General features: G+C 44.9%; 15 protein-coding genes. 8 read left to right on the top strand and 7 right to left on the bottom strand.

Annotation, left to right across the window (positions count from 1 at the left end):
- Positions 1-21: 21 nt before the first annotated feature.
- Positions 22-1656 (top strand): WG repeat-containing protein, encoded by a 1635-nt coding sequence (locus ACFPIK_RS13875; protein ID WP_377916287.1) that lies wholly within the window; start codon positions 22-24, stop codon positions 1654-1656.
- Here ACFPIK_RS13875 and floA read toward each other — a convergent pair whose 3' ends face one another.
- The 3 genes from floA to proS all read right to left on the bottom strand — a co-directional run bounded on the left by floA (position 1657) and on the right by proS (position 4702).
- Complete coding sequence (gene floA / locus ACFPIK_RS13870; RefSeq protein ID WP_377916285.1) at positions 1657-2667, bottom strand: flotillin-like protein FloA; 1011 nt, start codon at positions 2665-2667, stop codon at positions 1657-1659. It abuts the gene before it with no gap.
- Positions 2668-2669: 2 nt separating this feature from the next.
- Positions 2670-3128 carry an NfeD family protein gene (locus tag ACFPIK_RS13865; protein WP_377916283.1) on the bottom strand — a complete coding sequence of 153 codons (459 nt, stop codon included), beginning with the start codon at positions 3126-3128 and terminating at the stop codon, positions 2670-2672.
- A gap of 92 nt (positions 3129-3220) precedes the next feature.
- Entirely contained in the window at positions 3221-4702 is a 1482-nt protein-coding gene (gene proS, locus ACFPIK_RS13860; protein WP_377916281.1) for a proline--tRNA ligase, read from the bottom strand.
- A gap of 119 nt (positions 4703-4821) precedes the next feature.
- Between proS and ACFPIK_RS13855 the strand changes: the two genes are divergently transcribed.
- Positions 4822-6201 carry a hypothetical protein gene (locus tag ACFPIK_RS13855; RefSeq protein WP_377916279.1) on the top strand — a complete coding sequence of 460 codons (1380 nt, stop codon included), beginning with the start codon at positions 4822-4824 and terminating at the stop codon, positions 6199-6201.
- A gap of 74 nt (positions 6202-6275) precedes the next feature.
- Positions 6276-7790: an OmpP1/FadL family transporter gene (locus tag ACFPIK_RS13850; RefSeq protein ID WP_377916277.1), complete on the top strand. Its 1515-nt coding sequence runs from the start codon at positions 6276-6278 to the stop codon at positions 7788-7790.
- Here the strand turns inward: ACFPIK_RS13850 and ACFPIK_RS13845 are convergent.
- The 3 genes from ACFPIK_RS13845 to ACFPIK_RS13835 all read right to left on the bottom strand — a co-directional run bounded on the left by ACFPIK_RS13845 (position 7780) and on the right by ACFPIK_RS13835 (position 10034).
- Positions 7780-8310, bottom strand: coding sequence for a shikimate kinase (locus ACFPIK_RS13845; protein WP_377916275.1), 531 nt, complete (start codon positions 8308-8310; stop codon positions 7780-7782). The two genes, ACFPIK_RS13850 and ACFPIK_RS13845, sit on opposite strands and share 11 nt — an antisense overlap.
- Complete coding sequence (locus tag ACFPIK_RS13840; RefSeq protein ID WP_377916273.1) at positions 8307-9404, bottom strand: BT_3928 family protein; 1098 nt, start codon at positions 9402-9404, stop codon at positions 8307-8309. The genes ACFPIK_RS13845 and ACFPIK_RS13840 overlap by 4 nt, the downstream gene beginning before the upstream one ends.
- A 72-nt stretch (positions 9405-9476) precedes the next feature.
- On the bottom strand, positions 9477-10034 hold the full coding sequence (locus ACFPIK_RS13835; RefSeq protein WP_377916271.1) for a DUF1599 domain-containing protein: 558 nt from the start codon (positions 10032-10034) through the stop codon (positions 9477-9479).
- Positions 10035-10048: 14 nt separating this feature from the next.
- Here ACFPIK_RS13835 and folP point away from each other — a divergent pair, with 14 nt between their 5' ends.
- Both folP and cdaA read left to right on the top strand, forming a co-directional pair.
- On the top strand, positions 10049-10933 hold the full coding sequence (folP, locus tag ACFPIK_RS13830; RefSeq protein WP_377916269.1) for a dihydropteroate synthase: 885 nt from the start codon (positions 10049-10051) through the stop codon (positions 10931-10933).
- On the top strand, positions 10930-11805 hold the full coding sequence (gene cdaA, locus ACFPIK_RS13825; RefSeq protein ID WP_377916267.1) for a diadenylate cyclase CdaA: 876 nt from the start codon (positions 10930-10932) through the stop codon (positions 11803-11805). Before folP ends, cdaA begins: the two co-directional genes overlap by 4 nt.
- Before the next feature lie 108 nt (positions 11806-11913).
- Here cdaA and kbl read toward each other — a convergent pair whose 3' ends face one another.
- Entirely contained in the window at positions 11914-13110 is a 1197-nt protein-coding gene (gene kbl, locus ACFPIK_RS13820; protein WP_377916265.1) for a glycine C-acetyltransferase, read from the bottom strand.
- A gap of 153 nt (positions 13111-13263) precedes the next feature.
- On the opposite strand from kbl, the gene ACFPIK_RS13815 reads away from it, so the two are divergent.
- From ACFPIK_RS13815 to ACFPIK_RS13805, 3 genes are read left to right on the top strand one after another with little or no spacing between them, the layout of a single operon-like run.
- Positions 13264-14229 carry an NAD-dependent epimerase/dehydratase family protein gene (locus ACFPIK_RS13815; protein WP_377916263.1) on the top strand — a complete coding sequence of 322 codons (966 nt, stop codon included), beginning with the start codon at positions 13264-13266 and terminating at the stop codon, positions 14227-14229.
- A 20-nt stretch (positions 14230-14249) separates the two neighbouring features.
- On the top strand, positions 14250-17066 hold the full coding sequence (locus tag ACFPIK_RS13810) for a DUF1553 domain-containing protein (RefSeq protein ID WP_377916261.1): 2817 nt from the start codon (positions 14250-14252) through the stop codon (positions 17064-17066).
- Positions 17067-17070: 4 nt separating this feature from the next.
- A complete protein-coding gene (locus ACFPIK_RS13805; RefSeq protein ID WP_377916259.1) occupies positions 17071-18576 on the top strand; it encodes a DUF1501 domain-containing protein in 1506 nt (501 codons plus the stop codon).
- Position 18577 lies beyond the last annotated feature (1 nt).

Here is an 18577-nt window from a genome sequence, read left to right as displayed (position 1 = left end):
ATCAAGCCTACAACCACGCAAATGACCAAAGGAGCCTTTGAAAATCCTTTGGTCATTTTATATTTAGGCCACTATCAAACAGCTATGCGAAAAACCTTTATCCTTGCATTTACATTACTTTTTCTGACTTCAATCCCTGTATTTGCTCAAACTTGGGAGGTTTTTGATTTGAAAGGAACACTTCAGCAGCGTGCAATCTTTGATAGAATTGAAATCTTGGGCGAAACAGTCATCACTGGAAAAAATGAATCGGGATTGTTTTTATTGTCACCTGATCTTCGCCCGATGCTGGACCTACAAGGCGATGAAGTATATCAATACCTTCAGCCTTGGATCGTAGTAAAAGGTCCAAAAGGACTTGGTGCATTTCACGAATACGGCCAGTTGGCCTTACCGCTTGAATATGAAGAGATCAAAACTTACCCTAATCTTCTTCTTGCCAGAAAAGGAAGAGAATATTGGATGTTTGAAAGAGGAAAAAATAAAATTACGGCATTAGGATCCGCGGAAGAGGCTAAATTGACCCATCATGGGATGATCATCCTTAAAAAAGGAGAAAAATTTTATTTACCCTTATCTAGTCAGCCTGACAGAGGTTATGATTATTTAGAGGAAAATGAAGGAAATTTCCTGCTTGCCAAGGAATCCACCGGGTTTGGATTGATCAATCGGGAAGGGATCTTTGTGCTGGAACCTGTCATAGATCAGCTCGAGCACACCCGAGGTAATTTTTTCTATGGGTTTGATGAAAATCAGTACTTACTCATCCAAGGTGACGAAATCCGTGCTCAGGTAAGCTATAACTCCTATCACAGGATTACCAAAGAAGGAAACCTGATGTTGGAATACATTCATGGAAAACTACGGAGAATAATTGAGGAGGATGGGATTTTGCTGGATGCAGTAGGAATGGAATCTGTGACCCTAATTGGAAATGATCTCTACAATGTACGATTCAGAGATAACAAACTTGGTCTGCTAGGTAAAAAAGGCTGGTTAGTGCAGCCTATATCTGATGCGGAATGGATTGGTGCCGGGAGTGAAGGGTTATTCCCTGCTAAAAAGAATGGAAAAACAGGGTTTTTATCTGAAGCAGGAACTTGGGCTATACAGCCTCAATTTGAAGAAGTTGGAAATTTTTCAGAGAAAATAGCTTCCTTCAGAAAAGGTAATTCCTGGGGCTTGATCAATGCTGATGGACGGATTGTCAATGATCCAAAATGGAAGGAATTGAAGAAATTTGAAAATGGCACAGCAATCGCCAAATCAGAGGACACTTCTTATTACCTTCTCAACTCATCTGGAAACGTGATTAATCCAACCGGATTTGAAAAGATTTGTCGTCTGAAAGAAGGATTTCTTTTGGTCGAATCTCAAGGCAAAAAAGGAATCCTCGATAGTAATGGACATATCCTTCTTTCTCTAGAATATGATCAGGTGGAAGTGGTTTCCAAGGATTTGATTATCGTACACAAAAATGGCTTGGCTGGAATAATCAACACAGCGGGAAATACGCTCTTCCCAATTCAATACCAGCAAATCCAGCTGGATTGGGCAGATCAGAAAGTGTTGGCCAAAGAAATGTACATTCCTGTGGTCATTCCAGTAGAAGAGCCGGGAACCAAAAGAAAAAAGGGAGCGAAAAGCTCCCTCTGATTATTTTTTGTCTGCCTTAGAGGCTCCACCATCTTTATTCTCCTTGTCCGAATTTGCTATAGAATCGCGCATTGAGGTGTCAGACTTAATGTTTTCCATTTTATAGTAATCCATCACCCCTAATTGACCAGAGCGGAATGCATCAGCAATAGCTTTAGGCACCTCCGCCTCAGCTTCAATCACTTTTGCTCTCATCTCCACATTTCTGGCTTTCATCTCCTGCTCCAAAGCAACGGCCATGGCTCGTCTTTCTTCAGCTTTAGCTTCTGCCACCTTCAAGTCAGCTGAAGCTTGATCGATTTGAAGTTTTGCCCCGATGTTAGTCCCCACATCAATATCCGCTATATCAATTGAAAGAATTTCGAAAGCAGTTCCAGCATCGAGCCCACGCTGGAGGACCAGTTTAGAAATCTTATCAGGATTTTCTAGAACTGATTTGTGCGTAGCTGCAGAACCGATTGATGTAACAATCCCCTCGCCTACACGAGCCAAAATAGTCTCCTCTCCTGCTCCACCCACCAACTGCGCGATATTAGCTCTAACAGTTACTCTTGCTTTGGCGATCAGCTGAATCCCATCTGCCGCAACAGCAGCCACACTGGGGGTGTTGATCACTTTAGGATTAACAGAAATCTGCACTGCTTCAAAAACATCTCTACCTGCCAAATCTATGGCTGTAGCTTGCTTAAAACTGAGATTAATATTTGCCTTGTCAGCCGATATCAAAGCCCGGATTACAGCTGGAACGTTGCCACCTGCCAAGTAGTGAGTTTCCAAATCATTGGTCGTCAATTGAAGCCCTGCCTTAGTGGCCGTAATCATGGAATTTACTATGACACTTGGCGGCACTTTACGGATTCGCATTCCGATCAATTCACCGATTCCAACTTTTACATTGGCAAATTGGGCCGTAATCCAAAGATTGACCGGAACGAAGTAGAGAAAGATAAAGAGTAAGACTATCCCCGCAAATGCGGCAACTAACACGAACAATGAGCTATCTGCTTCCATAATTATTTTACTATGATTTTGTTGTTTTCAATTTTAATGATTTCTACCGTTTTCCCCACTTCTATAAATCCTGATTCAGATTTGACTTCATAGAGCTCATCGGAAAAAGAGGCTTTGCCAAAAGGCTTGATATCAGAAATTGATATCCCTTTCATTCCAACTTCCAATCCAAGGGTACGACCATCGAAAGCGCCACCCTGCATAGAGGATTTGAGCGAAAATCTCTTCCAAACTCCAGAACTGAAACCATACCAAACCGCAGCAAAGTTGACCACAACAGTAGCTCCGGTGATCCAAAGGGCAACAGAATAGTTAAAATTCAAGAAGGCAAATGCCAATCCAATAAGACTCACGGCAAAACCTAAAATTCCCACAATGGTAGTTCCAGGAATGAAAAGGATTTCTACCAATAGCAAAATTAATCCTGTGAGCAAAAGGCTACTAAGTATCAATAGTTCCATAATCCCAGTTTGAATGAGAGCAAAATACAAGATTAACTTGAGATTGTCCCACCAAGGCAAATAAAAAACCCGGATAAATCCGGGTTTAAATCTTAGTAGGCTTTTGCAAAATGAACCCTACCTGTCGAGGGTTTTCCGGTAAGTATACATGAGCCTGATTCTTGTTTTTGATCAAGCGGAATGCATCGGATAGTGGCTTTGGTGAGTTCTTTGATTTTCTCTTCGGTCTCTGTGGTACCATCCCAATGTGCCGAAACAAATCCTCCTTTTTCTTCCAATACTTGGACAAACTCATCCCAGGAGTTGACTTCTGTAGTTTTTTCAGCCCTGAAGTTAAATGCCTTCTGATAGATCGAGTTTTGAATTTCTTCCAATAGCCCCCCGATTTTTTCAGCAATCGGCATTTCTGAAAGTTGGAAAGTTTCTTTCGTCAAGGTATCCCTTCTAGCAATTTCCAAAGTGCCATTTTCAAGGTCTCTTGGGCCCATTGCGATTCTCACAGGAACTCCTTTGAGCTCATATTCGGCAAACTTCCAACCTGGCTTTTGGGTATCTCGATCATCGTATTTCACGGATATTCCAGCTTTTCTCAACTCAGCCATGATTTCCTTTACTTTAACAGAAATGGACTCTAATTCGGCTTCTCCTCTGTAAATCGGCACTATCACGACTTGGTGAGGAGCCAATTTAGGTGGAAGAACCAATCCATTATCATCCGAGTGAGCCATGATCAAGGCTCCCATCAGTCGGGTACTTACACCCCAAGAAGTACCCCATACATAATCCAGCCCCCCTTCTTTTGTGGCAAATTTCACGTCAAAAGCTTTAGCGAAATTCTGTCCCAAAAAGTGAGAGGTACCCGCTTGAAGTGCTTTTCCATCCTGCATCATAGCCTCAATGCAAAAAGTTTCATCCGCTCCTGCAAATCGTTCATTGGCTGTTTTTCTGCCTTTCACCACCGGTAAGGCCATAAATTCCTCCGCAAATTGGGCATATACATTCATCATTTGGACAGTCTCATCCATCGCCTCTTTTGCTGAGGCGTGAGCAGTATGACCTTCTTGCCAGAGGAATTCAGCAGTTCTGAGAAAAAGTCGGGTTCTCATTTCCCATCTCACCACGTTTGCCCACTGATTGACCAAAAGAGGAAGATCACGGTAAGATTGGATCCAGTTTTTATAGGTACTCCAGATTACAGTTTCTGAAGTCGGACGGACAATAAGTTCCTCCTCAAGCTTGGCCTCCGGATCTACGATTACACCTGATCCATCTTCAGCATTTTTGAGTCTGTAATGCGTCACTACTGCACATTCCTTTGCAAATCCTTCTACGTGACTAGCTTCTTTGCTCAGGTAGGACTTGGGGATGAAGAGTGGAAAATAGGCGTTGGTATGTCCGGTCTCTTTAAACATTCTATCCAGTTCGGCCTGCATTTTTTCCCAAATGGAATAGCCATAAGGTTTGATCACCATACAGCCGCGTACGGGTGAATTTTCAGCTAGATCAGCTCTTTTTACCAATTCATTATACCAGAGGGAATAATCCTCACTACGCTTTGGAAGTCCTTTACTCATGGAGTTGTTAAATATTAAAATGTGCTTATTTTTGCTTTATTGGGAAAGGCAAATATAACCCAAAAAGTACAACCTCTAAGTTGTCGACTCGTATAACCATGCAACAATCCACTTCAATTATGAAGAATCTATTAATTATCTCTGCTTCCTTATTGATGGGCTCATTGGCGATTTCGTCATGTAGCTCAAATAAAATGGCAGCAAGTAGCAATAATGACAATCTTTATTTCATGGCTTCAGATGTCAAAATTGCTACACAATACGCTGTTGCAAATAACAATCCCTCCACCTTTCAGAACCTAGCCAAAGAGCCTACAGCTCCTCAGGAAAGTTTCAGTTCAAGAAATGTGAATCCGGAGTACATTTCTCGATATGGACAGACTTCTGCAATCGATGAGGAAGAAGTAGTTTATTTTGATGACAATCAGACCCAAACGAATTCGACCAATCAGCCTAATATCGATGTTTATAACAGTTTTTCAGTAAACAATTTCAATAACAATAGAGGTTGGGGAAATACTGCCTTCAACATGGGGATGGGATTTGGTTTCGGAGCTTTCAGCCCTTGGGGAATGGGATTTTATGATCCGTTCTTTAATCCTTTTTGGGGATTTAGACCAGGATTCAACGTGGGGCTAAACTTTGGATGGGGAAGACCTTTTTATGATCCATTTAATCCATTCTTCGGATTTGGAAGAATGGGTGGTTTCTACGATCCATTCTGGGGAGGTGGATTCATGGGTTCACCTTGGGGATGGGGTAGACCAATTTATGCTACTGGTCCTATTGTAGTATTACCGGGTAGCGAATTTGGGAATCGAAGAGTAGTATATGGTTCCAGACCTACTAGAGGTTCCTCTATGGTATCTGACCTTAGAGGTATGGGACAATCGAGTATTGTACCAAGTACTGCACGAGCTCAAGCCAGAGCCAATGCCACTAACGCAACTGCCAATTCACCAAGAAGAGTTATCTCCTCCGAAAACGCAAGAGGTGCAAGTAGGGACTTCAGCTCGTCTCAAAATGACTATTATAATTCCGGAAGAAGTCGAGTGGCAAATACCGGCACAACAAGAAACATGAATTCGGCAGCTTCTGACAGAGGAAGCGTTTCGGGTAGCCGTGGTGCTGCGCCTAGCGCAAGGCCGTCAACTGCGTATCCAAACAATACTAGAAGCTACGATTCCCCAACCAGAAGCTCATCCTACCCGTCTGGGTATGATAGAAGTTCTTCACCATCTTATAACAGATCTACCGTACCTGGAAATAATTCTCGCTCCACTTCTCCATCTTACAACAGAAGTACAAGCCCAACTTACAATAATTCAGGTTCGCCTAGCAGATCTTATAACAACAATACACCATCTTACAGTGCTCCTAGTAGATCAAATTCAGGTTACTCAGGAGGAAGCAGCTTTAGTGCACCGAGCAGAAGCTCAGGTGGCGGATCTTCCGGAGTCAGCTCTTCAGGAGGCTCCAGAGGAGGAAGGGGGAATTAATTCCCCCCTTTTTTTTGTATAGACTAAACAGTCAATAAGCATCACATCGTTATTTCTCTAAAATCTAATTATCAATGAGGATAATTGCATCACTCGTATTCTTAGCCCTATTTCCGGCTTTGACTTCTTTTGCTCAAAGCGGCTATTTTGAAGATGCCTATCGATTCAGCAGAGTTGTGCCTGCTGGTTCAGCTAGAATGGTAGGCATAGGGGGTACACAATGGTCATTGGGAGGAGATGTGTCCAATATTGTGGGAAATCCAGCAGGCCTAGGCTTTTTCAGATCTTCAGAAGCCAGCTTCAGTTTGGGTTATTCTAATTGGGCAATAGATACACGTTATTTGGATCAAAATAAATCCTACAGTACCTCGAATTTCTCTCTTCCCAACCTTAGCTATGTCGGCGCAAAACCAAAAGGTAACCTGGAATCCAAAGCATTTAAAGGCGGCTCTTGGGGATTTAGCTTTCAGCGAATAGCCAACTTCAATACCGAATTTGGATACTTTTCAGATGTTTTAGGTGAAAGCTCCATTATCGACTTTTACCTAGATGATGCATTTGGTATTCCTGAAAATCAAATCGAGAACAGAGGACTTACGGGATTGGCATACCAGACATATCAGATTAATCCGATAACAGTTGACGAGAATGGGAGACCAATTAACAATCCTAACTCATACGATTCTTTTGTACTTGGCTTCCCATTTCAGGATGAAAACATTTCACAGGAAGGGAGCGCTAACCAGGTGACCTTCGGATATGGTGCAAACTTTCTTCACAAATTTTTTGTAGGTGGCAGTCTTGGCATTCGTACCATTAATTTCTCCTCATTTAAAGTTTACAATGAAGAATTTGTGAATCAGCCCCTCGCAACTTCTTCCTTGCGAGAAAGCTTGTTCATCAATGGAACAGGTGTCAACGTGAACCTAGGTATGATCTACAAACCGGTTGACTTTGTGAACCTTGGATTTGTCTTTCAAAGCCCAACTTGGTTTGCGATGAGTGAAGAATATGAGGCCGGCATGACAGCCAATTACAATAACTATTATTTCGAACAAGAAGATGTCACTTTAGGCACTGAGGAGGCTGTGACCGACTTGATTATCAGCAGCTACGGCATCAATACCCCTTTGAAAATTGGAGGGGGAGCTACCTTTTTCTTTGGAAAAAATGGATTCATTTCAGCAGACGTAGATTTTGTTGATTACAGCAGGGCTAGAATCAGCTCGAATGATTTCAATGAAAGGCCGGACAACCAAGCTATTCGGGATCTATACGGCAGTACGTTAAATTACCGACTAGGTGGAGAAGCTATCTTGAACAAACTGAGATTCCGTGCAGGCTATTCGCTTTTGGGTGATCCTTTTTCCAACACCTCAGGTATAGATCAAAGTACTCAAATCCTCTCAGGAGGCATTGGTATTAGGTTCAATACATTGAGCTTAGATCTCTCTGTAGCTAATCAAAGCTACAAGACACTGTACAGAAGCTATCAGGTATTCGATGACAATGGGTTCAATTTCGGCCCTGTTAATGAAGTAAACCACTCCATCACTTCAGGGATCCTAACCTTAGGAATCAGCTTCTAAGCAAATTGATCAGTTCATGCATCAAGAGCTCAGCGGAAAAATCTTCCCCGCTGAGCTTTATTTTTGCCTGATTGTAAAAATACTCCCTGGATACCAAAAGGGATTTAAGCTTTAGGATAATTTCTCCTTGATCCAAGCCTTGAAACATAGGCCTGTTTTGAACTTTGGAAGCCTGAAGTCGCTGTGAAATGGACTCTAGCGGCACATCCAAATAAACCGAAACCGACTTTGAATTAATCAAGTCCATGTTGTCATTGAAGCAGGGCGCACCACCTCCAGATGCCAAAATAAAGGACGTATCTCTATCCAATAAATCTGAAAGTGTCTCTGTTTCCCATTCTCTGAATTTCCCCTCTCCATAAATAGAAAAAATCTCAGGAATTTTCCTCACATACTTTTCCTCTATCTGCTGATCGAGATCCAGAAACGGAAAACCCAATTCCTGAGCTAGCTGCCTACCAAAGGTACTTTTCCCAGATCCGGGAAGACCCACCAAGACGACTTTCAGGTTCTTATTCATAGAAAAAGGTCAATCACCTCGGTAGCTTCCGGAGTATTGTTGTGATGGTATTTTTGGATGACCACACCATCTTTCAAGATCATAATCCCGGGATTGGCTCGCATGATGGTTTTCACTACCGTGGCATCCGCTTGAAGTCCGATGATACTCCAACCGTTTTTGTTCAAAAAGGCGTCTATCTCCTCCTGCGTGGCAGCAGCAATAAACACCACATCTACAGGGGCCCCTTCCATGGCTTTCACAAGTGAACCGATTTCATCAAGATTAGCATCACTCATCTTTGCCATGCTACTGCTTAGAATAATAACCTTGTTGCCCGCAAAAAGAAACTCGGATTGATCCCCCTCGGCATTCCATGCCGCAAAATCTGAGATTTTAGGAAGAGCATCAGGATTTTTCAATACCATCTCGACAAACTCATAGCCCTCCTCGGTAGGGTACTGATCCAAGTAAACGGTTTCCCCTCCTTTTTTCATCACATAGGTGTATTCCAAAGGTGCGGAAGGCTGCATGTTGACTGGAATATTTACGCCCACTTTATAGGCTCTAAAATCGATAAATGGAAGATTTTGGATGGCCCAGATACCAATTCCAGTAGAAATGACCAAACTGGCCATCGCCGCAATAGATGCCCATTTTGGAGTTTCTTCAGGAAGATCTGATCTGAAAAAGAAAAGGAAAGAAATCATCACCAACAGGATAATGTCTTTGTAGAAAGATTCCCAAGGAGTCAATTTGATTGCGTCACCAAAGCAACCGCAGTCGGTTACCTTGTTGAAATACGCAGAGTAAAAGGTGAGGAACGTGAAAAACAAAATCATTAAAGCCAAAGCCCAAACTGTCTGCTGCAGTCTCACTCCCAAAATCAACATGATCCCCAAAACCACCTCTGAAACCACCAAAACCAGCGCGATGTATAATGCAAATGGCTTAAAGTAGTAGAAGAATCCAGCAATGTCGTTGGAAAACACATCAAAATATTCCTCCAGCTTAATGGCTGTACCCACAGGATCATTGACCTTGATCAAACCTGAAAATATAAAGAGGCCACCAACTAGGATGCGAAGTAGCCAAAGGATTGCTTGCTTATTCATAGGAGTTTTATGTTTTTAAGAGCAATCCAAGTTAAATGAACCGCCCAGTTAAAGCGTTATTTTAGTTAAAAATCAATGAATAACACCTTCGTGATACCCAAGCTTGATCAGGCAAAACACGGAGTAATTGATCATATCCTGGTAATTGGCCTCGATACCTTCTGAAACAATCGTTACTCCTGAATTGTCTTCGATTTGCTTGACCCGAAAAAGCTTCATCAAGATAATATCCGTCATCGAGCTCACCCGCATATCTCTCCAAGCTTCTCCGTAATCATGGTTCTTATTTTCCAGAAGCGCTTTAGTATCGGCAGCCCATTGGTCATAGAGCGGCTCCAGTTCCGCAAATGGAATCTCCATGCGTTCGTCCTCTTTCAATGATATTTGAATCAAAGCGATCAGGCAGTAATTGATAATTCCGACAAACTCGTCCACAATGGGATCTCCAACTTTTTGACTGCCCTTTTCCTGAATAGAACGAACACGCTGTGCTTTGATAAAAATCTGATCTGTAATCGACGATAGCCTCAAAATCCTCCATGCAGTCCCATAATCAAGGGTCTTCTTGCGGAATAAGTCTTTACATCGGGCAATTACTTGCTTATATTCGTTGCTGGTTTTAGTCTCCAAAATATTTTTGTTTAATGCCTTCCGGATCCACTCCGTCTTCTCCGATCGAAGATAAATTATTTCCCCAAAAATATACATTCCAAATCAAGGGAAGGGTTTATTCCTTGGACAAACCCAAAATAATGGGTATCCTCAACCTCACTCCAGACTCTTTTTTTGAGGGTAGTCGTGTACGCTTGGAAGAAAAAATGATTCTCAACACTGCCGAAAAAATGATTTCGGAAGGTGCGGATTTCCTGGACATTGGAGGGTATAGCACGAGGCCAGGAGCTTTGGATATTAGCATGGAGGAAGAGGTCCAGCGGGTAGTTCCGGCCATTTCACTGATCAAACGAGAATTTCCCGAAACCCTGATTTCTGTGGACACTTTCAGGTCTGGGGTAGCCAAACATGCAGTCGAATCTGGAGCAGACCTGATCAATGATATTTCTGCAGGTAATTTGGATTCTCAAATGCTTGCAGCGGTCGCCCAATTGAATGTACCCTACATTGCCATGCACATGAAAGGAACTCCTCAGACCATGCAGGAAGAAGCAATCTATCAGGATCTAATTCCCGAAATCCTCTATTATTTCTCCCAAAAGCTGGAGCAGTTCAGTAAACTTGGCATTAAAGATGTAATTATTGATCCGGGATTCGGGTTTGCAAAAACAAGAGAACAAAACTTCCAACTCTTGCGTGATCTGAAAAGGTTCAACGCATTGGGATTACCGATTCTAGCAGGGGTGTCTAGAAAATCAATGATTTACAAAACACTGCAAATCAACCCATCTGAAGCCTTAAATGGTACTACTGCATTAAATATGTTTGCTTTATCGCAAGGAGCGAATATCTTGAGAGTACATGATGTAAAAGAAGCAAAAGAAACAGTCACACTATTTGAACAACTCTACCATTGAGCCTACTCTTTAAAATAGGATTTTTAGATGTCTCCATCGTCAATATGATTGATATTGCGCTGGTAGCGGCTCTTTTATATCAAGTTTATAAGCTTCTGAAAGGCAGTGTGGCTATCAAGATTTTCTTGGGTTTCCTCTCGCTGTACTTGATTTACCTGTTGGTAAGAGCTGTGCGAATGGAGCTACTCTCAGCAATTTTGGGACAATTTATGGGTGTGGGGGTAATTGCTGCAATTATCATTTTTGCTCCTGAAATCCGAAAATTCCTCCTGATCGTGGGTCGGTCTTCTATTTTCTCTGATGACAATGTCTGGAAAGACATCCTTTTCTTTTGGAAGAAAAAAGAAAACTCCGCATTTAACATTGCTCCGATCATCGATGCAGCCAAAGTATTGGCTGGTTCAAATACAGGAGCCTTGATTGTCATTTCCAGTACCGTCGAATTGAAATTCTATGCCGAAAGTGGTGACATTCTCGATGCGGAGCTTTCCAAAAGATTACTCATCTCCATTTTTAACAAATACAGTCCACTTCATGACGGGGCAGTGATCATCCACAAAGGCAGAATCAAAGCTGCAAGATGTATCTTGCCTGTGACCGAACGGGAAGTGCCAGCTCAGTTTGGACTTCGTCACCGAGCTGGAATCGGCATGTCTGAGGCAACTGATGCCTTGATCTTAGTGGTATCAGAAGAAACAGGCCAAATCTCCATGATGAAAAATGGAAAGGTACTTCACAACCTCTCTTTTCAGGAAATCCGAGAAATCATCAATGACTACCTCAACAATCTGGACTTGGACGACCGGTTTGAAAACCTCTCCGAATACGACCTCACCGCCAAAAAGAATCTAGCCATCAGCAAACGGGCATAAAAAAATCCGACTATTCAGTCGGATTTTTTGTTTCAGTTGAAAAATTCAGCCCAAGTGAGTGTCTCAACTGACGTGAAAAGCCAATCATGCGGATGGCCCCTTATCGAGTTAACTGATCACTCCCAATTCTTTTCCAACCTCAATAAACGCCGCGATCGCCTGATCTAAATGATGCTGCTCATGCCCTGCGGAAATCTGCACACGGATTCGAGCCTGACCTTTGGGAACCACCGGATAGTAGAACCCGATCACATAGATTCCTTTTGCCAACAGCTTCTCGGCCATCTTTTGCGAAAGTACGGCATCGTACAGCATAACAGGCACAATTGGGTGTGTTCCCGGCTTGATATCAAATCCTGCCGCATTCATCTTCTCTCTGAAATAAGCCGTATTTGACTCCAGTTTATCGCGAAGAGCAGTAGTCTCTGACAGCAAATCCAACACGGCAATAGAAGCTCCGGTGATCGATGGTGCCAAAGTGTTTGAAAACAAGTAAGGTCTCGAACGCTGACGAAGCAATTCGATGATTTCTTTTCTCCCGGAAGTAAATCCTCCCGAAGCACCGCCAAGGGCTTTGCCTAAGGTACCTGTGATGATGTCGATTTTACCCATTACTCCGCAGTGCTCATGGACACCACGACCGGTTTTGCCCATAAATCCGGTGGAATGACACTCATCGGACATGATCAAAGCTTCGTATTTCTCAGCCAACTCCACGATTTTATCCAGCTGAGCAATCGTACCGTCCATGGAGAATACCCCGTCTGTTACGATGATCTTTTGCTTGGCACCGGCAGCGATGGCGTCCTGAAGCTGCTTTTCCAAGTCGGCCATATTGTTATGCTCGTAGCGGTAGCGCATGGCCTTGCATAATCTCACTCCGTCAATGATTGAGGCATGGTTTAGCGCATCGGAAATGATCGCATCCTCCGGCCCAAAAAGCGGTTCGAATACACCTCCATTCGCGTCAAAGGCTGCCGCGTAAAGAATAGTATCCTCTGTCCCCAAAAACTCGGAGATCTTCTGCTCCAACTCCTTATGAATATCCTGCGTACCGCAAATGAACCGCACGGAAGACATGCCAAATCCATGAGAATCAATGGCAGCTTTAGCCGCTTCAATGACTCGGGGATGTGAAGAAAGTCCGAGGTAATTATTTGCACAAAAATTCAGCACTTGCTGACCTCCAGCGATGGTAATTTCCGCTGCTTGTGGAGAGGTGATGATACGTTCTCTTTTGAAAAGACCGGCTTCTTCGATGGAGGCTAACTCTTGTTCTAATTTGGGTTTAAACTGATCGTACATGCTATTTGAAGGGTATGAATGATTGCTAAAGTTTGCTGATCCACTGATCAAAAAAACGATGCGGACAGGTGTTTTTTACTACTTTTGCGCAGCAAACCCAAATATAGACAAAAACCCTCAAGGCGACTTTCTGGGTTTTTCGAAAACCTTTCTATGGAAAAAATCCTTGTCATCGGAGCTGCAGGTCAGCTAGGTTCAGAACTTACACAGGCTTTAGCCAATCAGTTTGGAGGAGAACAGGTCATCGCGACCGACCTCAGAGATTCAGCCCGATCTGCTTTTGATTATTGCCGATTCCAGACCTTGGATGTGATGAATAAAGAGGCACTTCGAGATTTGGTCAAAGAGGAAAAAGTCACTCAGATTTATCACTTGGCTGCAGTCCTATCGGCTACGGGGGAAAAGAACCCACTTTTTGCCTGGCATCTCAACATGGAGAGCTTGCTTTATGTCTTGGAACTGGCCAAAGAACAGAAACTGGACAAAATCTATTGGCCCTCCTCCATTGCCGTATTTGGGCCAAATACGCCAAAAGTCAATACTCCTCAATTCTGCGTAAAAGAACCCAACACCGTCTACGGCATCAGCAAGCAGGCAGGAGAACGCTGGTGTGAATACTACTTCGAGAAACATGGGGTGGACGTGCGAAGCCTTCGCTACCCAGGGCTGATTGGATACAAATCCCTACCGGGAGGCGGCACGACTGACTATGCAGTGGACATCTATCACAAGGCAATTGCGAATGAAAAATTCAACTGCTTCCTTCGCGAGGACAGCTACTTGCCGATGATGTACATGCCCGATGCGATCAAGGCCACATTGGACCTGATGAATGCACCAAGGGAATCGGTAAAAATCCGCTCCAGCTACAATCTCGCGGGGATGAGTTTTTCTCCCAAAGAAATCTTCGAAAGCATCAAAAAGCACGTTCCTGACTTCCAGATTGAGTTCAATCCCGACTTCCGTCAGGCCATCGCAGACTCCTGGCCGGATAGCATCGACGATAGCCGTGCAAGGGAAGACTGGGGATGGCAACCGGATTATGACTTGGATGGAATGACGACGGATATTTTGAAAAATCTACCAAGTTACTTTCCTCCCAAAAAAACGCTGATCTAAAATAGAATTGGGCCGCTTTAATGAAAAGCGGCTTTTTTAATTCCTATTCCTTATCCTCTCTTCCTTCCTATTTCGAAATTGGCTATTTTTCCTCCGATTCATTTCGGACCATGCTCACCAACCGCCTAGCTATTCTTCTCAGTGTTTTGATCGGGATTTCCCTGATCGGTTTTTTCTTTTTCGGGGCTGAAAAAGAGGTTGACTACAGCACTGATATCAAACCCATCCTCAACAAGCACTGCATCTCCTGCCATGGAGGCGTGAAAAAAAGCGGAGGATTTAGCTTACTCTTCGAGGAAGAAGCCTTTGCTCCAACCGAATCCGGACATCCCGCGATCGTACCGGGAAGTTCCTCCTCCAGCGAACTCATCAAGCGGCTGACGCATTCCGATCCCGAACTCCGAATGCCTTACCAGCGTGCCCAACTCAGCGAGGAAGAAATTGAATTACTGAAAGAATGGATCGATCAAGGCGCCAAATGGGGTAAACATTGGGCCTATGAGCCGGTCCAAGAACCCAAACTTCCCGCTAATCCCACGGCTGCCAGTTTCGGTGGAACTGACAACACCTCGCTTGCTCCCATTGACTTTTTTGTCCAAGAAAAACTGCCAAGTCTGGGTTTGAGTCCATCCTCACCCGAAAATCCCATGAGACTCCTTCGCAGAGTGGCCTTGGACATCACAGGTTTGCCTCCTTCGGAATCTTTGGTTCGGGACTTTTCCTCCGGCAAAATCAGCTACGAGCAAGCCGTGGACCAGTTGCTTTCCTCAGAAGCCTATGGGGAGAAATGGGCGACTTGGTGGCTGGACCTCGCCCGCTATGCCGATACCAAAGGCTACGAACGGGACGTTTCCCGCACCTTTTGGCCCTATCGAGACTGGGTAATTCGATCTTTTAATACCGACAAACCCTTCGATGAGTTTACCATCGAGCAGCTGGCAGGCGACCTCTTACCCAATCCTACCCAAGATCAACTGACCGCAACGGCCTTTCACCGCAACACCATGAACAATGACGAAGGCGGAACGGAAGACGAGGAATTCCGCGTTGCCGCTGTCTTGGACCGGGTGAGCACGACCTTCGAAGTCTGGCAAAGTACCACCATGGCTTGCGTGCAGTGCCATAGTCATCCTTACGATCCCATCCGACACGAAGAATTCTTCGAGTCCCTGGCCTTTTTCAATAATACAAGAGACGAAGACACCCACGACGAAGAGCCTCGCTTACGATTTTACGAAGCGGAAGATCAGGCCAAAATGAACCAGATTGTGGCTTGGGCTGAAGAAAATGAAGGAAAAACTGCCGCCATGCAGCGGGCTGACTTTTTAAAATTCCACGAACCCAAATACGCCGCTCACCTTGCCACGGACTTCCAACAATCCGAGTTGATCGACACCAAATGGCTCGGGCTCTGGCCAGGAGGCTCTGCCGTCTATAAAAACATCGACACCCAGGGTTCTGACCAACTCCTGCTCGATTATTGGTCCGGAGTGGATGGCACCAAAATGACCATCCGAAAAGACGGCCCCGAAGGAGAAATTCTCGCCAGCTTTATGATCAACAAAACCCAAGGAGAGGTCGTGAAGGAAATCCCCTTCAAGCCTGTGCAAGGGAAAGTCAATCTCTACATCGAAGCTCAAAATACACGAGCAAAAACCCAGCAAAACACCTCCTCCATCGTGTGGTTTGCTTTTGTCCCAAGTCTGAAAGGAAAGAAAAAGCCCGGGTTCTCCACTGTGAAAAAATCTTGGGAAGAGCTGCTTCATTTCCGTGGAACGCGCCTTCCCATTCTGATCGAAAATCCGGACTATATGGCCCGACCAACCTTTGTCTTTGAGCGGGGCAACTGGATGGTACCTGGAGAAAAAGTAAGTCCAAAAGTTCCAAAGGAACTGGGAACATGGAAATCGGAATGGCCATCCAATCGCTTGGGATTTGCCTATTGGCTCACCGCCCCAGAAAATCCCCTGACCTCCCGCACACTTGTAAATCGAGTTTGGGATCAGCTTTTCGGCAGAGGGTTGGTCTCGACGCTAGAGGACATGGGCACCCAATCCGATCCGCCTTCCCATCCCGAGCTACTGGATTACTTGGCTTGGAAAACAGTCAATGACTACGACTGGAGCATCAAATCACTGATTCGGGAGATAGTCACTTCGGCTACCTATCAGCAATCCTCCGTAATCAGCTCGGAGGCATTTCAAAAAGATCCCAAAAACCAATGGTATGCCCGAGGGCCTCGATACCGGCTTTCTGCCGAGCAAATCCGCGATCAAGCCCTTGCCAAAAGCGGATTATTGAGCCGAAAAATGTATGGAAAGCCCGTGATGCCTGCCCAGCCGGAGGGCATTTGGCAGACAGTCTACAATGGGGAGTCCTGGAAAGAAAGCGAGGGCGAAGACAAGTACCGCCGAAGTGTGTACACCTTCCTGAAGCGCACCAGCCCCTATCCTTCCTTCATCACCTTTGATGCGGGAAGTCGGGAAGTCTGCCTCAGCAAGCGACTGGTGACCAATACGCCTCTTCAGGCTTTGGCCACTTTGAATGATCCCGTTTACCTCGATGCTGCCAAAGCCTTGAGCCAAAAAGTATGGGAGGAATCGGGGAAAAAACCCGAACTGGCCATTCAAACCATTTACCAAAACCTAATGCTTTTGCCTATCTCAGAAAGCAAAAAAGCTAACCTAATGAACCTATATAAGTCAGCTAAATCAAACTTTGATCAGGACCAAAAAGCCTTGGGAGAATTTTTCCCAGGAGCCGATTCCAGTTTAGCTGCCTTGGCCGTAGCCACCAATGCAATGATGAATTTAGACGAGTTTTTAACCAAGCCCTGATCCCATGAACGTGGAAAAGCTACTGAATGAATTGGTCAACCAAAAACTGCAAACACAGACAAGAAGGCATTTTCTCCTCGAGTGCGTAAGCAAAATGGGCGGGCTTGCCTTAGCTCCTTTACTTTTCGGCTGTGAGTTGGGGAAAAATGGAACCCTAAAAACAGGCCTTCAGCTCAGCGACCGGGATTTGAATCCTTTGTCTCCCCTTCCTCCGCCTTTTTTGGGCAAAGCAAAATCCATCATTTACCTCCACATGGCTGGGGCGCCTTCGCAGTTGGAGTTGTTTGATTTCAAGCCCGAGCTGGCCAAATACCATGATCAGGACTGTCCGGAGAGCTTGTTGGAAGGACGGAAGTTTGCCTTCATCAGAGGAGTGCCCAAAATGCTCGGTCCCCAGGCCAAATTTTCCCAGCATGGGGAAAGCGGCGCCTGGATTTCGGATTACTTGCCTCATTTCTCCAAAGTTGCCGACGAAGTGGCCTTTCTCAAAGCCATGCACACCGACCAGTTTAATCACGGACCGGCACAGCTGTTTATGCAGACGGGTTCACCGAGGTTGGGAAGACCGAGTTTGGGCAGTTGGGTGACTTATGGATTGGGCACTGAGAATCAAAACTTACCGGGATTTGTCGTCTTGACTTCAGGTGGAAAAACACCCGACGCAGGCAAAAGCGTGTGGGGTTCGGGATTTCTTCCCTCCGTTTATCAAGGCGTCCAATGCCGATCCAAAGGCGATCCTGTATTGTATCTCGAGGATCCAAGCGGCATGTCCCGCGATCTCAAAAAGCAGGTCATCTCCGCGATAAATCAGTCCAATCAGGAAGATTTTGAAAACTTCGTCGATCCCGAGATCCTCGCCAGAATTAATCAATACGAGATGGCTTATCGAATGCAAATCGAAGTGCCAGAGGTGATGAACATCAACGACGAACCCGAGCATATCCATCAGCTCTACGGCACTCAGCCCGGAGAGGAATCCTTCGCCAACAATTGCCTTTTGGCCAGAAAACTGGTGGAAAAGGGCGTACGCGTAGTCCAACTCTACGATTGGGGTTGGGATACTCACGGTACGGATCACGATGGCTCAATCGACATGGGCTTGCGTAACAAGTGCCGCACCATTGACAGACCGATGACAGCCTTACTGCTGGACCTGAAACAGCGGGGACTTTTGGAAGAAACCTTGGTCGTCTGGGGAGGGGAATTTGGGCGCACACCGATGCAGGAAAACCGGGAAGGCAAGAAGATGGGTTTCCTTGGACGGGATCACCACGTGGATGCTTTTACGATGTGGATGGCTGGAGGCGGAGTCAAAAAAGGCGCGAGCTACGGCATCACAGATGACTTTGGCTTTGCAGGGGTAGACGAGCGAACATCCGTGCATGACCTGCACGCCACGATTTTGCACTTGATGGGTTTTGACCACGAGAGGTTTACGTACGAGTTTCAGGGCAGGCCGTTCCGACTCACAGATGTTCATGGCGAATTAATCCGATCCGTAATCGCCTGAT

Source organism: Algoriphagus aquatilis, from assembly GCF_042657405.1.
Taxonomy (GTDB): Bacteria; Bacteroidota; Bacteroidia; order Cytophagales; family Cyclobacteriaceae; genus Algoriphagus; species Algoriphagus aquatilis.
The sequence above is the reverse complement of the archived record's forward strand: the minus strand, read 5'-3'. Positions and strand labels throughout refer to the sequence as shown.

What these genes read in the sequence shown, in the direction of transcription:
- ACFPIK_RS13875 (WP_377916287.1), top strand. Translation starts at nt 22, where the DNA reads ATGACCAAAGGAGCCTTTGAAAATCCTTTGGTCATTTTATATTTAGGC.
- floA (WP_377916285.1), bottom strand. Translation starts at nt 2,667, where the DNA reads ATGGAAGCAGATAGCTCATTGTTCGTGTTAGTTGCCGCATTTGCGGGG.
- ACFPIK_RS13865 (WP_377916283.1), bottom strand. Translation starts at nt 3,128, where the DNA reads ATGGAACTATTGATACTTAGTAGCCTTTTGCTCACAGGATTAATTTTG.
- proS (WP_377916281.1), bottom strand. Translation starts at nt 4,702, where the DNA reads ATGAGTAAAGGACTTCCAAAGCGTAGTGAGGATTATTCCCTCTGGTAT.
- ACFPIK_RS13855 (WP_377916279.1), top strand. Translation starts at nt 4,822, where the DNA reads ATGAAGAATCTATTAATTATCTCTGCTTCCTTATTGATGGGCTCATTG.
- ACFPIK_RS13850 (WP_377916277.1), top strand. Translation starts at nt 6,276, where the DNA reads ATGAGGATAATTGCATCACTCGTATTCTTAGCCCTATTTCCGGCTTTG.
- ACFPIK_RS13845 (WP_377916275.1), bottom strand. Translation starts at nt 8,310, where the DNA reads ATGAATAAGAACCTGAAAGTCGTCTTGGTGGGTCTTCCCGGATCTGGG.
- ACFPIK_RS13840 (WP_377916273.1), bottom strand. Translation starts at nt 9,404, where the DNA reads ATGAATAAGCAAGCAATCCTTTGGCTACTTCGCATCCTAGTTGGTGGC.
- folP (WP_377916269.1), top strand. Translation starts at nt 10,049, where the DNA reads ATGCCTTCCGGATCCACTCCGTCTTCTCCGATCGAAGATAAATTATTT.
- kbl (WP_377916265.1), bottom strand. Translation starts at nt 13,110, where the DNA reads ATGTACGATCAGTTTAAACCCAAATTAGAACAAGAGTTAGCCTCCATC.
- ACFPIK_RS13815 (WP_377916263.1), top strand. Translation starts at nt 13,264, where the DNA reads ATGGAAAAAATCCTTGTCATCGGAGCTGCAGGTCAGCTAGGTTCAGAA.
- ACFPIK_RS13810 (WP_377916261.1), top strand. Translation starts at nt 14,250, where the DNA reads ATGAAAAGCGGCTTTTTTAATTCCTATTCCTTATCCTCTCTTCCTTCC.
- ACFPIK_RS13805 (WP_377916259.1), top strand. Translation starts at nt 17,071, where the DNA reads ATGAACGTGGAAAAGCTACTGAATGAATTGGTCAACCAAAAACTGCAA.